11 protein-coding genes and 1 pseudogene are annotated in these 15,228 nt (G+C 74.6%); 3 read left to right on the top strand and 9 right to left on the bottom strand.

Annotated elements, in window-relative coordinates; translation table 11 throughout:
* Nucleotide 1: 1 nt before the first annotated feature.
* The 5 genes from ABUL08_RS07865 to ABUL08_RS07845 form a co-directional block, all read right to left on the bottom strand.
* The gene (locus tag ABUL08_RS07865) at nucleotides 2-1,867 is read right to left on the bottom strand and encodes a transketolase (RefSeq protein WP_350938547.1); all 1,866 of its coding nucleotides are present in this window, start codon (nucleotides 1,865-1,867) and stop codon (nucleotides 2-4) included.
* A gap of 112 nt (nucleotides 1,868-1,979) precedes the next feature.
* Nucleotides 1,980-3,224: an MFS transporter gene (locus tag ABUL08_RS07860; protein WP_350935962.1), complete on the bottom strand. Its 1,245-nt coding sequence runs from the start codon at nucleotides 3,222-3,224 to the stop codon at nucleotides 1,980-1,982.
* A gap of 196 nt (nucleotides 3,225-3,420) precedes the next feature.
* Nucleotides 3,421-4,356, bottom strand: coding sequence for a mechanosensitive ion channel family protein (locus tag ABUL08_RS07855; protein WP_350935961.1), 936 nt, complete (start codon nucleotides 4,354-4,356; stop codon nucleotides 3,421-3,423).
* A gap of 81 nt (nucleotides 4,357-4,437) precedes the next feature.
* Nucleotides 4,438-5,508, bottom strand: coding sequence for a hypothetical protein (locus tag ABUL08_RS07850; RefSeq protein ID WP_350935959.1), 1,071 nt, complete (start codon nucleotides 5,506-5,508; stop codon nucleotides 4,438-4,440).
* 53 nt (nucleotides 5,509-5,561) lie between these two features.
* The gene (locus tag ABUL08_RS07845) at nucleotides 5,562-7,253 is read right to left on the bottom strand and encodes a serine/threonine-protein kinase (protein WP_350935957.1); all 1,692 of its coding nucleotides are present in this window, start codon (nucleotides 7,251-7,253) and stop codon (nucleotides 5,562-5,564) included.
* 269 nt (nucleotides 7,254-7,522) lie between these two features.
* Here ABUL08_RS07845 and ABUL08_RS07840 point away from each other — a divergent pair, with 269 nt between their 5' ends.
* A complete protein-coding gene (locus tag ABUL08_RS07840; RefSeq protein ID WP_350935956.1) occupies nucleotides 7,523-9,139 on the top strand; it encodes a sensor histidine kinase in 1,617 nt (538 codons plus the stop codon).
* Nucleotides 9,140-9,230: 91 nt separating this feature from the next.
* On the opposite strand, the pseudogene ABUL08_RS07835 reads toward ABUL08_RS07840, so the two are convergent.
* Nucleotides 9,231-10,070, bottom strand: a pseudogene (locus ABUL08_RS07835) (SPFH domain-containing protein); the annotation flags it as partial.
* A 92-nt stretch (nucleotides 10,071-10,162) separates the two neighbouring features.
* Here ABUL08_RS07835 and ABUL08_RS07830 point away from each other — a divergent pair.
* Nucleotides 10,163-10,666, top strand: coding sequence for a MarR family winged helix-turn-helix transcriptional regulator (locus ABUL08_RS07830; protein ID WP_350935953.1), 504 nt, complete (start codon nucleotides 10,163-10,165; stop codon nucleotides 10,664-10,666).
* A gap of 125 nt (nucleotides 10,667-10,791) precedes the next feature.
* Entirely contained in the window at nucleotides 10,792-10,962 is a 171-nt protein-coding gene (locus ABUL08_RS07825) for a hypothetical protein (RefSeq protein ID WP_350935951.1), read from the top strand.
* Nucleotides 10,963-10,971: 9 nt separating this feature from the next.
* Here ABUL08_RS07825 and ABUL08_RS07820 read toward each other — a convergent pair whose 3' ends face one another.
* Genes ABUL08_RS07820 through ABUL08_RS07810 form a run of 3 tightly spaced genes read right to left on the bottom strand, consistent with a single transcriptional unit; the run spans nucleotide 10,972 to nucleotide 15,155 of the window.
* On the bottom strand, nucleotides 10,972-12,783 hold the full coding sequence (locus ABUL08_RS07820) for a glycoside hydrolase family 15 protein (protein WP_350935948.1): 1,812 nt from the start codon (nucleotides 12,781-12,783) through the stop codon (nucleotides 10,972-10,974).
* A gap of 10 nt (nucleotides 12,784-12,793) precedes the next feature.
* Nucleotides 12,794-13,843 carry a glucose 1-dehydrogenase gene (locus ABUL08_RS07815; RefSeq protein WP_350935946.1) on the bottom strand — a complete coding sequence of 350 codons (1,050 nt, stop codon included), beginning with the start codon at nucleotides 13,841-13,843 and terminating at the stop codon, nucleotides 12,794-12,796.
* A gap of 13 nt (nucleotides 13,844-13,856) precedes the next feature.
* Nucleotides 13,857-15,155 (bottom strand): NAD(P)/FAD-dependent oxidoreductase, encoded by a 1,299-nt coding sequence (locus tag ABUL08_RS07810; protein ID WP_350935945.1) that lies wholly within the window; start codon nucleotides 15,153-15,155, stop codon nucleotides 13,857-13,859.
* Between the last annotated feature and the right edge of the window lie 73 nt (nucleotides 15,156-15,228).

Raw genomic sequence — 15,228 nt, 5'->3', positions numbered from 1 at the left:
CTCAGCGTCGCGGTGGCTCCGCCGCGCGGGCCGCCGAGACGATGTCACCCACCCCGATCCCCGCCTGCGCCATCAGCTGCGTCGGCGTGCCGGAGGTGGGCAGGCCGCGTACCGCCAGGTGCGTCACCCGCACCGGCTCGGCGAGGTCGGCCAGCGACTCCAGGACCGCCGAGCCGAGGCCGCCCTCCGGGTAGTGGTCCTCGACCACCAGCAGCCGACCGCCGCAGGCCCGGACGGCGTCGCGCAGCCCGTCGGCGTCCACCGGCTTGACCGAGTAGAGGTCGACGACACGGGCGTTGATGCCCTCGCGGGCCAGCTCGTCGGCGGCGGCGAGGCAGTTGTGCACCGTCACCCCGGCGCCGATCAGCGCGATGTCGTCACCCTCCCGGAGGACCTTGCTGCCGCCGATCGGGAAGCTCTCGTCGTTGTCGTAGAGGACGGGATAGCCGCCCCGGGTGGTGCGCAGGTAGGTGACGCCCCTGCGGTCGACGAGCTGCGCGACGAGGGCGGCGCACGACACGGCGTCGCTGGGATACACCACCGTCGAGCCCGACACCGCGCGCAGCGCCGCGAGGTCCTCCAGCCCCATCTGGGAGGGGCCGTCCGCGCCGACCTCCACCCCGGCGTGGGAGCCGGCCAGGGCGATGTCGGCCCGGGAGATGGCGGCCATCCGGATGAAGTCGTAGGCCCGGGACAGGAACGCCGCGAAGGTCGCCGCGAAGGGCCGGTAGCCGCGCACCTGGAGGCCGACGGCGGCGGCGACCAGCTGCTGCTCGGAGATGAACAGCTCGAAGAACCGCTCCGGGTACGCCTCGCCGAACCGGTCGGCGCGGGTCGAGTCGCTGACCTCGCCGTCCAGGGCGACCACCTCCGGCCGGGAGCCCAGCGCGCGCAGCGCGTCACCGTACGCGTTGCGGGTCGCCACCTTCGCGCCCTTGTCGTACCGGGGCAGGGTGGGTGGCCGGCTCTCGGGGGCGGCGGCGGGCGGGGCGGGTTCGGGTCGTGGTGTGGTGACCCGGATCCGGCGCACCCCGCCGAGGTCGGCGACGGCGCGCTCGGCCAGCTCCGGCTTCAACGGCTTGCCGTGCCAGCCCGGCTTGTTCTCGACCTCGGGCACCCCCTTGCCCTTCAGGGTCCGGGCGAGGACCACCGTCGGCCCGGTGGCCTGCCGGGCCCGGCCGAGCGCCTCGTCGATCTCGGCCAGGTCGTGACCGTCGACGACGAGCGCCTGGCAGCCGAACGCCTCGACGCGGCGCCGGTAGGTGTCCAGGTCCCACTCCAGTTCGGTCGGGCCGCGCTGCCCGAACCGGTTGACGTCGACGATCGCGGTGAGGTTATGCAGGCCGTAGTGGCCGGCCTTGTCCAGCGCCTCCCAGATGGAACCCTCGGCCATCTCGCTGTCGCCGCAGAGGGCCCAGACGTGGAACGGCAGACGGTCGAGGTACCGGCCGGCGAGCGCGATGCCGACCCCGACGGGCAGCCCCTGACCGAGCGAGCCGGTGGCGACGTCGACCCAGGGCAGCACGGGTGTCGGGTGCCCCTGCAGGCGCGACCCGTACTGCCGGTAGGTGTCGACCAGCTCCTGGTCGCTGATCGCGCCGACGGCCTTGAAGACGGCGTACAGCAGCGGGGAGGCGTGCCCCTTGGAGAAGATCAGGTGGTCGTTGGCGCGGTCGCGCGGGTCCGACCAGTTGTAGCGCAGGTGCCGGGAGATCAGCACGGCGAGCAGGTCGGCGGCGGAGAGGCTGGAGGTCGGGTGGCCGGAGCCGGCTCTGGTGCTGCACCGGATCGCGTCCACCCGGAGCTGGGCGGCGACCTCCCCGAGGTCGGTGAGTTCGTCCTGTCGCAGGGTGCGTTCCGCTTCCATGGTCACCGGCATCGCCTCCCGCGATCGGCGGGGCGGCCAGCGGGCAGGCCCGGGCCGTTCGGCCTCCCCGTGAGGCCGCCGCCACCCCCACCGTAGCCAGAATGAGCACTTCTCATCCGGTTACCGCCGATCTGTCCCCCGGACGCGGCCGGGTCCGCCCGGCCCGGGAGGTGAGCAGCCAGCCCGCCACCGCCAGGTACGGGCAGGCGGCCACCGCGAAGGCGACCCCGTTGCCGCCCGTACCGGCGACCAGCCCGTAACCGCCGTAGACGCCGATGACGGTCAGGTCGGTGAGCATGCCGGCCGCCGAGGTGACCGTCGCCCGGCTCGGGCCGGTGATCCTGACCTGCAACCGGACGTCGGCGAGCACGGTGGCGAGTTCGAACGCGCCGAAGGCGACGGCGAGGAGCAGGAACCCGGCGGGACGGCCGACGAGTGCGCCCGCCGCGAGGGCCGCCGCGGCGCACCCCAGCAGCGCCGCGTACCCGCGGTCGGTGAGCCGCTCCCCCACCGGGGCGAGCAGCCCGCCGACGGTCATCCCGGCCCACAGCAGCAGGAGCAGCAGCGGAACGGTCGCCTCCCCCACGCCGGTCTCCCGGGCCAGCAGGGCGGTGTACTCGTCGAGCGCGCCCGGGATCGCGGTCACCGCCGGGACGAGCAGCAGCGCCCCGCGTACGCCCCGGTCGGTCCGCGCCTCGGCGAGGCCGGCGCGCAGGCCGGCCAGCCAGCCCAGCTCGTCGTCCTCGTCGGTCGGTGCGGCCGGGGTCGCGTCCGACGGCCGGTCAGCGGGGAACCGGACGGCGACCGCCGCCGCGAGCAGGCAGGTCAGGACGCTCGCGGCACCGACGGCCGGGTAGCCGCCGACGGCGAAGACCGGCCCGGCGACCGCCCCGGACGCCGCCGCCGCGAGCACCGCCGCGGTCCGGGCGCGGCCGGTCAGGCGGGCGTACCGGTCGGTGGCGCCGAGCCGGTCGAGGGCGGTGAAGACCAGCGCTTCCTGCGCCCCGGAGCGCAGCGCGCCACCGGCGCCCCAGAGCACGAACCCGACGGCGAAGACCGGATAGGAGGGGGCGAGCAGCCACAGGCAGAAGGCGGTGGCGGGCAGCAGCGGCGCCAGCACGAGCAGCAGCCGCCGGGACACCGCGTCGGCCCACGCCCCGGAGGGCACCTCCAGGACCAGGCCGGTCACCGACCAGATCACGAAGAGCGAGGAGACCTGCCCGACCGACAGGCCGGTGTCGGTGAACAGCAGCACGTAGAACGGGTAGAGCAGGACGAAGTCGGTGAGGAACGCGTAGCCGTACAGGGTGACGGCCAGGTGGCGGACGCCGGGCGGCGGCGTGGAGGTGACGGTCATGAGGCCTTCCCACGGGGACAGAGCGGACACCGGAGGTGCGGTGTCCGCGGCGGCCCGCGGCAACGGCTCTCAGGGCAGGATCAACATCGCCAGGTCATGCGTCGATGCTAACGCCGACCGGCCCGGGATGCGGTCCGGCGAACGCGCGCCGGGGTGGGACCCGTGCTGGGCCCCACCCCGGTGCGCGTGCGGACGGTCAGCGGCGGAACCGCTCCGCGTCCGCCTGCGGGATGACCATGGTGGACTCGTTGTCCACCGCCTGCTCGGCGGCGGTCTGTCGCGGCATGGCCGGCTGCGTGCTGTCGGCGTCGACCGGGGTGTACGGGGCGACCGGCTGGGTGCGGTCGGAGTCGGTGTCCCGGGCGACCGGCTGGGTCAGCTCGGCCTCCGCGTACGGGCTCACCGGCGGGCTGAGCCGGGCCTCGACGTCCCGACGGCCGGCCTGGTAGGCGCGGGCGTGGGTGGCGATGGCCTGCGACTCCTGCTCGGCGCGGGCCAGCCAGTTCTCCCAGCGGCTCTGCATCGGGCGGACCAGGCCGCCACCGACACCGACCACGAGGATGCCGCCGACCGTGGCGAGCACCGCGATCAGCACCGGCGTGGTGACCGCGGTGGCCACCCCGATCTGGTTCAGCGCGGCGATGATGCCGAGGCCGAGGATGAACACCGAGGCGATGTTCGCCAGCACCCGGCCGTACGACAGGCCACCGAGGGCGCTGGAGATGATGTCCTTGACCGCCTTGGCGATCGCGGCGGCGACCACCACGATGACGATCGCCACGAAGGCGCGCGGCAGCCAGGCGACCACACCGGCGATCAGGTCGGAGATCGGGTTCGGGCCCCAGATGCCGAAGGCGAGCTGCAGGGTCACCAGCAGCACCGCGTAGTAGGCCAGCTTGGCGACGATGTCGCTGGCGTCGTACTTGGACCGGGCGAGGGCGGTCTTGATGCCGCCGCGCTCCACCGCGCGGTCGAAGTGCACCCGCTCCAGCACCTTGTCGACGATCTTCAGGACGGCCTTGGCGATCAGCCAGCCCACCACCAGGATCGCGATGAAGGCGACGGCCTTGGGCAGGAAGAGCATCACCGAGCGGAACGCGTCACCCACCGCGTCGCCGAATCTGTCTTTCATATGAGGACCTCCACGGACAGGTATTCAGGTCGGTCGACCCCCACCTACCCGGACCACAGGCTGGAGAAACACCAGGTCGGGTCAGCCCCGCCGGCAGCGGTAGTCGACCGGGGTGCCGGCCTGCACCGGGGACGGCTCGATGATGTTCACCGTCGCGGTCTCCCGGGTCGCGCCCACGCCGCTGAAGCTCCACTTGAGAGTGAGCAGGACGGTCCGCTGGCCCCGGCCGACCCGCTCACTGAGCAGGCTGCCCGGCGCGGCGTCGGAGCGGAACCACTGGTAGCGCAGCACTCCGCCCCGCCCGTTGGTGCGGACGGTCGCCACCACGTCGACCGTGACGTCGCACCGCTCACCGGCCGGCTGCGGCACGGCCACCGTGACGCCCTCCACCTCCAGCGGGCTGATCCGCTGCCACAGATAGAACCCGACCGCGACCAGCAGGACGACGGTGAGCAGGGTGGAGAGCACCGAGACGAGCCGGCGCCACAGCGGGCGCCGGCGGCGGACCGCCGTGGGCCAGGGCGGTGCGGCCGGCGGGGTGGCCGGCACGCCGGGTCCGAAGCGCACCTCGCCGCCGGGTGCCGGCTGCGCGGGGCCGGTCGCGGCCCGCGCCTCGGCCGTCCCGCCGGGGTACGCGGAGGTCGCCCCGGTCCACGGGTACGCCGACGTGACGGGCCCGGTCGCGGCTGGTCCGCTGGTGCCGGTCGTGCCGCCGGGGGCGAAGCGCATGGTCGACCCGGTCCCGCCGCTGGCGGTCGGCGCGCCGCCCAGGTGCACCGTCGCGTCGGGCGACCCCGGGTGCCCGGTCGCGTCGGGCGACCCGAGGCGGACCGTCGAATCGGGCGACCCCAGGTGCACTGTCGCGTCGGGCGAGCCGAGGTACGCGGTCGCGTCGGCGGCGGCGAGGTGCACCGTGTCGTCCGGCGACGCGAGGTGCACCGTGTTGTCGACCGGCGGCGCGAGATGCACGGTGACGTCGGTCGGGGCCAGCTGCCCGGTGGCGCCCAGGTGGACGGTGGCGTCCGGCGAGCCGAGGTGCACCGTGGCGTCGGTGGCGTCGAGCGGGTGGGTGCGGTCCGGGTCGACGGGGGTCGCCGGCAGCGGCACGGCCCGGGTGGGCAGCGCCTCGGTGGGTTCCTCCGGCCGGGTCACCGCAGCCGTCCCCGAGGGGTGGTGGACCTGTCGAACGAGGGCACGGCGAGCTCCTAGCCGGGGGTGCAGTAGTTGTAGAGCGTCACGTACACCGGTGACGCCGAGGTGGTCGAGTTGCCGGCGGCGTCGACGGCGGTGACGTAGATCGGGATGCGGCTGCTCTGCTTGGGCGTGGAGAGCGGCCCGAGCGTCCCCGAGAAGACGTTCCGGCCGACGGAACTCATCCCGACCGTGCCGGTGACCCCTTCCACGGTGTAGCGGAAGCTGACCCTCAGCCCGGAGGCGGCGGTGCGGTCGTCGGTGGCGACGGCGGAGACGGTGCTGGACTTGTAGCCGTACGGGCAGCCCTTGGGCTCCAGCTCCCCCGGGTTGGCGCTGACCCCGCCGACCGTCGGTGCGGTGCCGTCCGGCGGCGGTGGCGGGGAGGTGCTGGGCGGCGGGGGTGCGCTGGTGCGTACCGGCGGACGGGAGGGGGTGGCCGTCCGGGTCCGGTCGGGAGTCACGCTCGGGGCGGCCACGGTGGCCGACGGGGCGGGCGGGGCGGGCGGGGCGGACGGCGTGGACGGCGTGGACGGCGTGGACGGCGCGGCGCTCGGCGCCGGGGTGGGCGGGTCGCTCACCGTGGGCACGCCGGTCGGCGTACCGGTGCCGGTCGGGTCGGTCGCGGCCGGGGCGAGCGGCCCGTCGGCGGCGGCCGGCGCGCTGCGGGAGGCGTAGCTGTAGCCGGCGCCGCCGACCAGCATCGCCGCGACCAGCGCCCCACCGGCCAGCACGGCGGTACGGCGGCGGCCCTGCCGGAACGCCGACCGGCGCATCCGGCCCGTCCCGCCGAGCACGGTGCTGGCGAGGCTGGTGGCGCCGCCCGTGCCGTCCGGGAAGGGGAACAGGGCGGCGAGCAGGGCGGCCCGGCGGGCCAGCTCGCGCACCCCGCGCTCCTCCCAGTCCTCGCCGTACGCCCCGGCGGCCACCTGCTCCAGGACCTCGATGAAGACCTGGGCGGGCTGGGGCCGTTCGGCGGGCTGCTTGGCCATGCCGTGGCGCAGCAGCTCGTGCACCGGCACGGGTGCCGGTTCGGTGGGGATCGGCGCGGTGGCGTGCTGCCGGCGCAGGGTGAGCAGGTCCCGCCCGTCGTACGGGGGGTGGCCGGTGAGGCACTCGAAGAAGGTGGCGGTGGCGGCGTAGATGTCGCAGGCGGGGCTGGCCGGCGCGCCGGTCCACTGTTCGGGCGCCATGTAGCGGGGGGTGCCGGAGACGGTGGTGTCGGAGCCGGCCCCGATCGGCATGGCGATGCCGAAGTCGGCCAGCTTGCTCAGCCCGGCGCCGGTGACCAGGACGTTCTCCGGCTTGTAGTCGCGGTGCACCACCCCGTGGGTGTGCGCGGCGGCCAGCCCGGCCAGCGACCCCTTGAGGACGCAGAGCGCGGCCTCCGGGGTGGTGGGGCCGTGCTCGCGCAGCATCTGCCGCAGCGACACGCCGTTGACCAGCTCCATCACGATGGCCGCGCCGCCGGGCGACTCGACGTACTCGTAGAGCCGGGAGACGTGCGGGTCGTCGATCTCCCCGAGCAGCCGGGCCTCGGCCCGGAAGGCGGTCCGGAACGACGGGTCCTCGCCGATGCTGCGGATCAGGTACTTGATGGCGACCGGGGTGCCGGTGTCGTCGTGGGTGGCGAGCAGGACGCTGCCCGACGCGCCCGCGCCGAGCCGACGGACCGGCGTGTAGCCGGACAACTGCCAGCCGCTCATGCGACGTTCTCCGAGATGCTCCAGGGGCGGCTGCTCGTCGCCACCACGCTGATCATTCTGGCCCCGCCGGGGCTGCCGTCCATCGGCGCAACGGGTGCTTCCTGCGCCCGGACGTCCGCCGGGCACGTGCCCGGCCGGCGCCGCCGCCCCGCTGTGGCGGGCCGCAAATACGCGTGGTCAGTTACGGACACGCCTCACAGAGGTAGCAGAGGGCGGCAACGGGTCCTCGGACGCGACGGCACCGTCGATCTCCGTTAATGTGCTTGCCCGTGACCAGCAACGGAGCGGCCAGCACCACGGGTGGGGACGCCGGTGGCGGGCAGCCGGCGCGGATGACCACCAGCCGGTGGCTCAGTGTCATGATGCTGACGATGACGGTGCTGGTGCTGACCGGTGGCGCGGTCGGCGCGGTGGCCCTGTCCCGCACGACGGCGGCGGCGAACCGGCTGGCGGACCGGGTCTCCCCGGCCCGTACCGCCGTCGGCCGGCTGGAGAGCAACCTGTTGCAGCAGGTCGCGGCCGTGCGCGGGTACGTCATCACCGGCAACCCGGAGCTGCTCGGCCCGTACGACGAGGGGGTGGCGACCGAGCGCACGACGGTGGTCCGGCTGCGCGGCCTGCTCGCCGACGACCCGCACTCGCGCCGTGACCTCGACGCGGCGCTGGCCCTGGCGCAGCGGTGGCGCACCGACGTCGCGGACCGGGTGATCGCCGCCCGGCGGGCCGGGGCGACCGCCACGGACCTGGCGCCGGTGGTGGAGCGCGGCCGGCTCACCTTCGACGCCGCCCGCGCGGCGATGACCACGCTGGAGGGTCGCCTGGACCGGGTGCAGGCGGCCGGGCGGGCGGACCTGGACCGGTCGCGGACGGTGCGGAACCTGCTGCTCCTGGCGATCCTGGTGACGCTGCTGGTCTGCAGCATCGTCATCTCGGTGCTGGTGCGGACCACGGTGCTGCGCCCGCTCGACCGGCTCGGCGCGTCGGTGCGGCAGGTGGCCGGCGGCGACTTCGACCACCGGCTGCGCCCGGAGGGGCCGGCGGACATCGCCCGGCTCACCGCCGACGTGGAGTCGATGCGGCAGCGGGTGGTCGACGCGTTGGTGGCCAGCCGGCGGGACCGGGACGCGCTGGAGCAGCAGGCCGCCGAGCTGCGCCGCTCCAACGAGGACCTGGAGCAGTTCGCCTACGTGGCCTCGCACGACCTCCAGGAGCCGCTGCGCAAGGTGGCGTCGTTCTGCCAGATGCTCCAGCGCCGCTACGGCGACCAGCTCGACGAGCGGGCCCGGCAGTACATCACGTACGCGGTGGACGGCGCGACCCGGATGCAGGCCCTGATCAACGACCTGCTGGCGTTCTCCCGGATCGGGCGGGTCTACGGCGACGACCGGGAGGTCGACCTCGGGGAGGTCTTCGCGCAGGCCGAGTCGAACCTCTCGGGGCCGATCGCGGAGGCCGGCGCCGAGATCAGCGCGGATCCGCTGCCGGTGGTGCACGGCGACCCGACGCTGCTGACGATGCTCTGGCAGAACCTGCTCGGCAACGCGGTGAAGTTCCGCAGCCCCGACCGGGCGCCCCGGATCCGGGTGGAGGTGACGCAGGACGACTCCGGGTGGGCGTTCGCCGTGACGGACAACGGCATCGGCATCGACCCCCGGTACGCCGAGAAGATCTTCCTGATCTTCCAGCGCCTGCACGCCCGCGGCACCTACGACGGCACCGGCATCGGCCTGGCGGTCTGCAAGAAGATCGTCGAGTACCACGGCGGCACGCTGCGGCTGGACGAGGACCACTCGGGCGGGGCCCGGTTCGTGTTCACCCTGCCGAAGCCGGCGGCGGTGGTCGTACCGGAGCAGGCGGGCGAGCGGGAGCCGGCGGTGCCCGCCTGAGGGGTCAGGTGCCGGGTCGGCCGCGGTGGCCGTCACCGTCGGCAGCGGCGGCGGCGACGTTCTCGGTGACGGGGCCGAGCACCGGCCCGACCGGGGTGGCCTGCTCGCGCGGTCCCCGCCCGGCGGTCGCCGCCGACGGCTGCCCGCCGGGGGCCTGCTCCCGTGAGCCACGGGCCACCTCGTCGAAGAATCGCAGCAGTTCGACCGGGAACGGCATGACGAGTGTGCTGTTCTTCTCCGCCGCGACGTCCACCACGGTCTGCAGCAGCCGCAGCTGGTACGCCCCCGGCGTGTCCGCCATCGCCCGGGACGCGTCGGCCAGCCGGCGGGACGCCTGGAACTCACCGTCCGCGGCGATCACCCGCGCGCGCCGTTCCCGTTCGGCCTCGGCCTGCCGGGACATCGAGCGCTTCATTCCCTCGGGCAGCGCCACGTCCTTGACCTCGACGCGTTCGATGAGCAGCCCCCACGGCTTCTCGGTGGGCGCGTCGATGACCGACTTCAGTTCGGCGTTGATCCGGTCGCGGTCGCGCAGCAGCGTGTCGAGGTCGGCCTTGCCGATCACCGACCGGAGGGCGGTCTGTGCGACCTGGAGCACCGCCGACGGATAGTCCCGCACGTTGACCAGCGCCTTCACCGGGTCCACCACCCGGTAGTAGACGACCGCGTCGACGGTCAGCGTGACGTTGTCCCGGGTGATGACGCCCTGCGCCGGCACGCCGATCACGGTGGTCTGCATGCTGACCCGGACCATCCGGTCGGCCACCGGGATGATCAGGTGGAACCCGGGCTGGCGGATGCGGTCGAGGACCCGGCCGAAGCGGAACACGACGCCCCGCTGGTACTGCTGCACCAGCCGTACGCTCAGCGCCAGCACGAGCAGCACGATCACGAGCACGACGGCCAGGCCGACGATGCCGGCGCTTCCCATTGTCCCCCCGCTCCCGGAGGCGCCCGCCTCCCGGCGGCGCGCGTACCCGTTCCGGTGCCGTCCATTCCCGGGCGGGTTGCGATGATGGCGGTATGCAACCACCCGCCCGGGGCTCGGAGACCGCCGCCGTCGAGGCGCTGATGGCGGCGAGCCGCGCCTTCGTCGGCCTGGCGGCCCGCTCGCTGGCCGACCTCGACGCCGAGGTCACCCTGCCGCAGTTCCGGGCGATGGTCGTGCTGGCGACCCGGGGTCCGCAGCGTTCCGTCGACATCTCCGCCGAGCTGCGGGTGGCCCCGTCGACCGGCACCCGGATGTGCGACCGTCTGATCCGCAAGGGCCTGGTCCGCCGCTCCCGCTCGACCAGCGACCGCCGGGTGGTCCGGCTGCGGCTCACGCCCGACGGTCGGGACCTGGTGCAGGAGGTGATCCGGCGGCGGCGGGAGGAGCTGTCGGCGATCGTCGCGGCCACCGCGACGTACTGGCAGCCGGCGGTCACCGAGGCGCTGACCGCCTTCGCGGCGGCCGCCGGGGAGCTGCCGGAGCAGGAGTGGTGGCTCGGTTTCGCCACGCCGGACGAGCCGGAGCCGGAGGCCTGAGCAATCGTCGCCCGGTCGTGGTCGTGACCCTGGCCATAATCCTTGCACAGTGCAATGATGGCATCATGCACTGACCGGCCCGGCGGCGCGTCGGCGCCGGTCACCGTCACCGGAGGAGGCGCACCATGGACCGCGACGGACACCACGAGGTCGCCCGCATCGACGACACGGTCACCGCGGAGAACCTGCACGACCGGGCCGAACGGGTCGCCGTGCCGGACTTCGACTACCTCGCGCAGACCATCGAGGGGATCGCCGAGGGACTCACCCGGCGACCGCCGACCACCGGGAACTGACCGGGCCGGTCAGGAGGCGGTGTGCTGCTCGGCCGGCGACGCCGAGGTACGGGTGCTGGCGCCGCCGAGCTGACGGGCCGAGTTGACCAGGCCGACCAGGCTGAACGCCTGCGGGGTGTTGCCCAACTGCCGCCCGGCGGCCGGGTCGTACTCCTCGCTGAGCAGGCCGACGTCGTTGCGCAGCGCGAGCAGCCGGGTGAAGGTCTCCTCCGCCTCGGCGGTGCGGCCGATGTTGTGCAGCGCGTCGACCAGCCAGAACGTGCACGCCAGGAACGCGCCCTCGGTGCCGGGCAGCCCGTCGACGTTCCGGTCGTGCTGCGGCTGGTAGCGCAGCAGGAAGCCGTCGGTGCAGAGTTCGCGCCGCACCGCCTCGACGGTGCCGACGACCCGCGGGTCGTGCCACGGCAGGAACCCCACCCGGGGCAGCAGCAGCAGCGCGGCGTCGAGGCCGTCGGAGCCGTAGAACTGGGTGAACGTGTTGCGGGCCGGGTCGAAGCCCCGCTCGCAGACCTCGGCGTGGATGGCGTCCCGGACGCCCCGCCAGCGGTCGACCGGCCCGTCGAGGCCGTGCTGCTCGACGGCGGCGACCGCCCGGTCGACACCCGCCCAGGCCATCACCTTGGAGTGGACGAAGTGGCGGCGCGGGCCGCGCACCTCCCACAGGCCGTTGTCGGGCTGACGCCAGTTGCCCTCCAGGAAGTCCAGCAGCGCCCGCTGCACGTCCCAGGCGGCCTCGGTGGCGGCGATCCCGGCCTCCCGGCTGAGGTGCAGCCCGTCCAGCACCTCGCCCCAGACGTCGAGCTGGAACTGTTCGGCGGCGGCGTTGCCGATCCGGACCGGGCGGGAACCGGCGTAGCCGCCGAGCCAGTCGAGGGTCTGCTCGGGGATCCGACGGGTGCCGTCGAGGGCGTACATGATCTGGAGGTCGGCGGGGTCGCCGGCGACGGCGCGCAGCAGCCACTCGCGCCACGCCTTCGCCTCGGCGACGTAGCCGGTGCCGAGCAGCGCCTGGAGGGTGAAGGTGGCGTCGCGCAGCCAGCAGTAGCGGTAGTCCCAGTTGCGCGGGCCGCCGAGCTGTTCGGGCAGCGAGGTGGTGGCGGCGGCGACGATGCCGCCGGTCGGGGCGTAGGTGAGCGCCTTGAGGGTGATCAGCGCCCGCCTGACGGCCGCCGACCAGCGCCCGTCGTACGCGCAGCGGCCGATCCAGTCCCGCCAGTACCGTTCGGTGCCGGCCAGCGCGGCGTCGGCGTCGACCGGGGTGGGGCGGGACAGGTGCGAGGGCTGCCAGGTGAGCACGAACGGCACCCGCTGCCCGGCGGAGACCTCGAACTCGGCGACCGTGGCGCCGTCGCTGCCGTGCAGCGTCACGTCGGACCGCAGCCACACCGCGTCCGGCCCGGCGACCGCGCCGAGGTCCCGGCCGTGGTGCCGCACCCAGGGCGCGATGTGGCCGTAGTCGAAGCGCAGCCGCAGGTCCATCCGCATCGGCACCCGCCCGGAGACCCCCTCCACGACGCGGACGACGTCGGCGGCCTCGCCCCGGGGCGGCATGCAGTCGACCACCCGGACGCTCCCCTGCGGGGTGTCCCACTCGGTCTCCAGCACGAGCGTGTCATCCCGGTAGCGACGACGGGTGGCCGCGCCGCCGCCGGCCGGGGCGATCCGCCAGTGGCCGGCCCGCTCGTCGTCCAGCAGCGCCGCGAAGCAGGCCGGCGAGTCGAACCTCGGCAGGCAGAGCCAGTCGATCGCACCGTCCCGGGCCACCAGCGCGGCCGTGTGCAGGTCCCCGATCAGCGCGTAGTCCTCGATCGGACGGGGCACGACAACCTCCTCAGTCGAGGGTGAGAACGACCTTGATGTCATCCGGTCGCGGGGTGAGCGCCTCCGCGTGGCGGCTCAGCGGCACCCGGCGGGTCACCAGCCGCTCCAGCCACTCCAGGTCCGCCGCGGCGAGGGCGTCCGCGGCGGCGGCGTAGTGCCGCAGGTTGGCGTTGACCGAGCCGATCACCACGTCGTTCTCCAGGACCAGGTCGCGGTTGGTCGCGCCGGCGTCGACCGCGATCTTCCGGCCGCCGGAGGAGACCCCGGTGAGGCAGACGATCCCGTACGCGGCGGTGCCGGCCATCGCGTCGAAGACGACCTGACCGACCCCGGTGGCCTCGATGACCACGTCCGGCTGGAGCTTCGCGGCGACGTCGGCGACGGGCTCGCTGTGGTACGTGCCGCCGAGCGCGGCCACCGCCGCCGGCTTCGGACCGTCGGTGGCCAGGTCGAGCACGTGCACGTCGAGGCCGCGCTGGACGCCCAGCAGGGCGGCGAGCAGGCCGATCGGTCCGGCGCCGGTGACCAGCGCGGTCCGCGGCGCGTACCAGGAGCGGGCGCCGACCCGGTCGACCTGCTCCCACGCCTTCGCCACCACCGTGGTCGGCTCCATCAGCACGCCGACCCGCTCCAGCCGGCGGTCGAGCTTCACCGCGTAGTCGGTCTCGACGGTCCAGAGTTCGCTGCCGTAGCCGTCGCGTTCCTTGATGCCGCGCTCGGTGTACCGGCCGTTGCGGCACATGTCGAACTCGCCGCGGGCGCAGGCGCCGCAGGGCTCCGGGTCGGGGCGGCGGACCACCCCGACGACCAGGTCCCCCTCGGCGAAGTCGGCCCTGGCCGGAGCCTGACGGACCCGGCCCAGCGACTCGTGGCCGAGCACCAGCCGGTCGTGACCGGGCGGGGCCCAGCCGTACCGACCCTCGACGATCTCCTTGTCGGTGCCGCAGATGCCCAGGGCGATCCCCTCGACCAGCAGCTCCCCGTCGCCGGGGACCGGGTCGGGCAGGTCGGTGAGGGCGGCGGTGTCCGCCTGCTGCGGGATGACGGTCAGGGCACGCATCACTTCTCCTCGGTCAGTGGTGGACGGTCTCCGGGGAGGCCGTCTCCAGGGGGACGGCCGCGTCGGGCACCAGGCCCAGCCCGACCGCGGGACGGGAGCCGAACGCGGTGAGCAGCCAGTCGGCGGCCACCCGGGCCCGCCCGCCGGGCAGCGCCACCAGGTGGTAGCCGCGGGTCACCGCCCGGGCGAGGGGGCCGGCGAGCGGCACGTGCAGCGGCGCGGCGGCCGCCTGCCAGCCACCGAGGTCGACCACGAAGCCGAGGTCACGGTGCCGGTAGGGGCGGCGCCGGCCGCTGCCGTACCCGGCGGCGATGTTGTCGGCGGCGAGCCTGCCCTGGCGTACGGCGTGCTGTGCGGTCATCGGCGTGGCCCGGCCCGGATGCTGCGGGTCGGGCACGGCGGCGGCGTCGCCGCAGGCCAGGATCTCGGGGTGGCCGGGGACGGCCAGGTATGCGTCGACCACCAGCCGGCCGTGCTCCAACGGCAGGCCGGTCGCCTCGGCCAGCGGGTCGGGCCGCACGCCGACACACCAGATCAGCGAGCGGGTCGGCACGCTGCGCCCGTCGGTGAGCTCGACGCCGGTGGCGGTCGCCTCCCGCACCGACACCCCCAGGTTCACCTCGACGTTTCGGTCGCGCAGCACCCGCTCGGCGGTGGCGGAGAGCCGGGCCTGCATGCCGGGCAGCACGTGGTCGGCGGTGTCGAGCAGCAGCCACCGGATCGGCACGTCGGCGAGCCGGGGGTGCCGCCGGGCCAGCTCGCGGGTGAAGAGCTGCCCCTGGGCGGCGACCTCGGTGCCGGTGTAGCCGGCGCCGACCACCACGAAGGTGCAGCGGGCGGCCCGCTCGGCCGGGTCGTCGGCGGCGTCGGCGAGTTCGAGCTGCCGGATCAGGTGGTCGCGCAGGTGCAGCGCCTCGGGGATGCCACGGAAGCCGTGGGCGTGGTCGGTGACCCCGGGGATCGGCAGCAGCTTGTTGACGCTGCCGGCGGCGAGCACCAGCCGGTCGTAGCGGAGCGTGTCGTGCCCGCCGGTCGGGTCGTCGTAGCCGATCCGGCGGCCGTCGACGTCGAGGTCGGTCACCTCGCCGAGGACCAGCCGGACGCCGGGCAGCGCGCCGGCCAGCGGCACCGCGACGTGCCGGGGGTCGAGGACGCCACCGGCCACCTCGGGCAGCAGCGGCAGATAGAGGAAGTAGTCGGTGGGGTTGACCAGAGTGATGTCGGCGCGGCCCCGGGCGGTCCGGGACAGCCGTCGCGCGGCGTGGAACCCGGCGAAGCCCGCGCCGACGATGACGATGTGCGGTCGTGCCATGGGTGCCTCCTCGGTGCCGACTGCGCCGCCGTGAAGGTCGCTACCCGGGTCGCCGGGCGGGAAACCGCTCCGC

This window comes from Micromonospora sp. CCTCC AA 2012012, from assembly GCF_040499845.1.
Lineage (GTDB): Bacteria > Actinomycetota > Actinomycetes > Mycobacteriales > Micromonosporaceae > Micromonospora > Micromonospora mangrovi.
This window is presented reverse-complemented; position numbering and strand designations above follow the sequence as displayed.

Bases quoted from the DNA above. Each gene is read 5' to 3' on its own strand.
- ABUL08_RS07865 (WP_350938547.1), bottom strand. From the start codon at position 1,867: ATGGAAGCGGAACGCACCCTGCGACAGGACGAACTCACCGACCTCGGG.
- ABUL08_RS07860 (WP_350935962.1), bottom strand. From the start codon at position 3,224: ATGACCGTCACCTCCACGCCGCCGCCCGGCGTCCGCCACCTGGCCGTC.
- ABUL08_RS07855 (WP_350935961.1), bottom strand. From the start codon at position 4,356: ATGAAAGACAGATTCGGCGACGCGGTGGGTGACGCGTTCCGCTCGGTG.
- ABUL08_RS07845 (WP_350935957.1), bottom strand. From the start codon at position 7,253: ATGAGCGGCTGGCAGTTGTCCGGCTACACGCCGGTCCGTCGGCTCGGC.
- ABUL08_RS07830 (WP_350935953.1), top strand. From the start codon at position 10,163: ATGCAACCACCCGCCCGGGGCTCGGAGACCGCCGCCGTCGAGGCGCTG.
- ABUL08_RS07825 (WP_350935951.1), top strand. From the start codon at position 10,792: ATGGACCGCGACGGACACCACGAGGTCGCCCGCATCGACGACACGGTC.
- ABUL08_RS07815 (WP_350935946.1), bottom strand. From the start codon at position 13,843: ATGCGTGCCCTGACCGTCATCCCGCAGCAGGCGGACACCGCCGCCCTC.
- ABUL08_RS07810 (WP_350935945.1), bottom strand. From the start codon at position 15,155: ATGGCACGACCGCACATCGTCATCGTCGGCGCGGGCTTCGCCGGGTTC.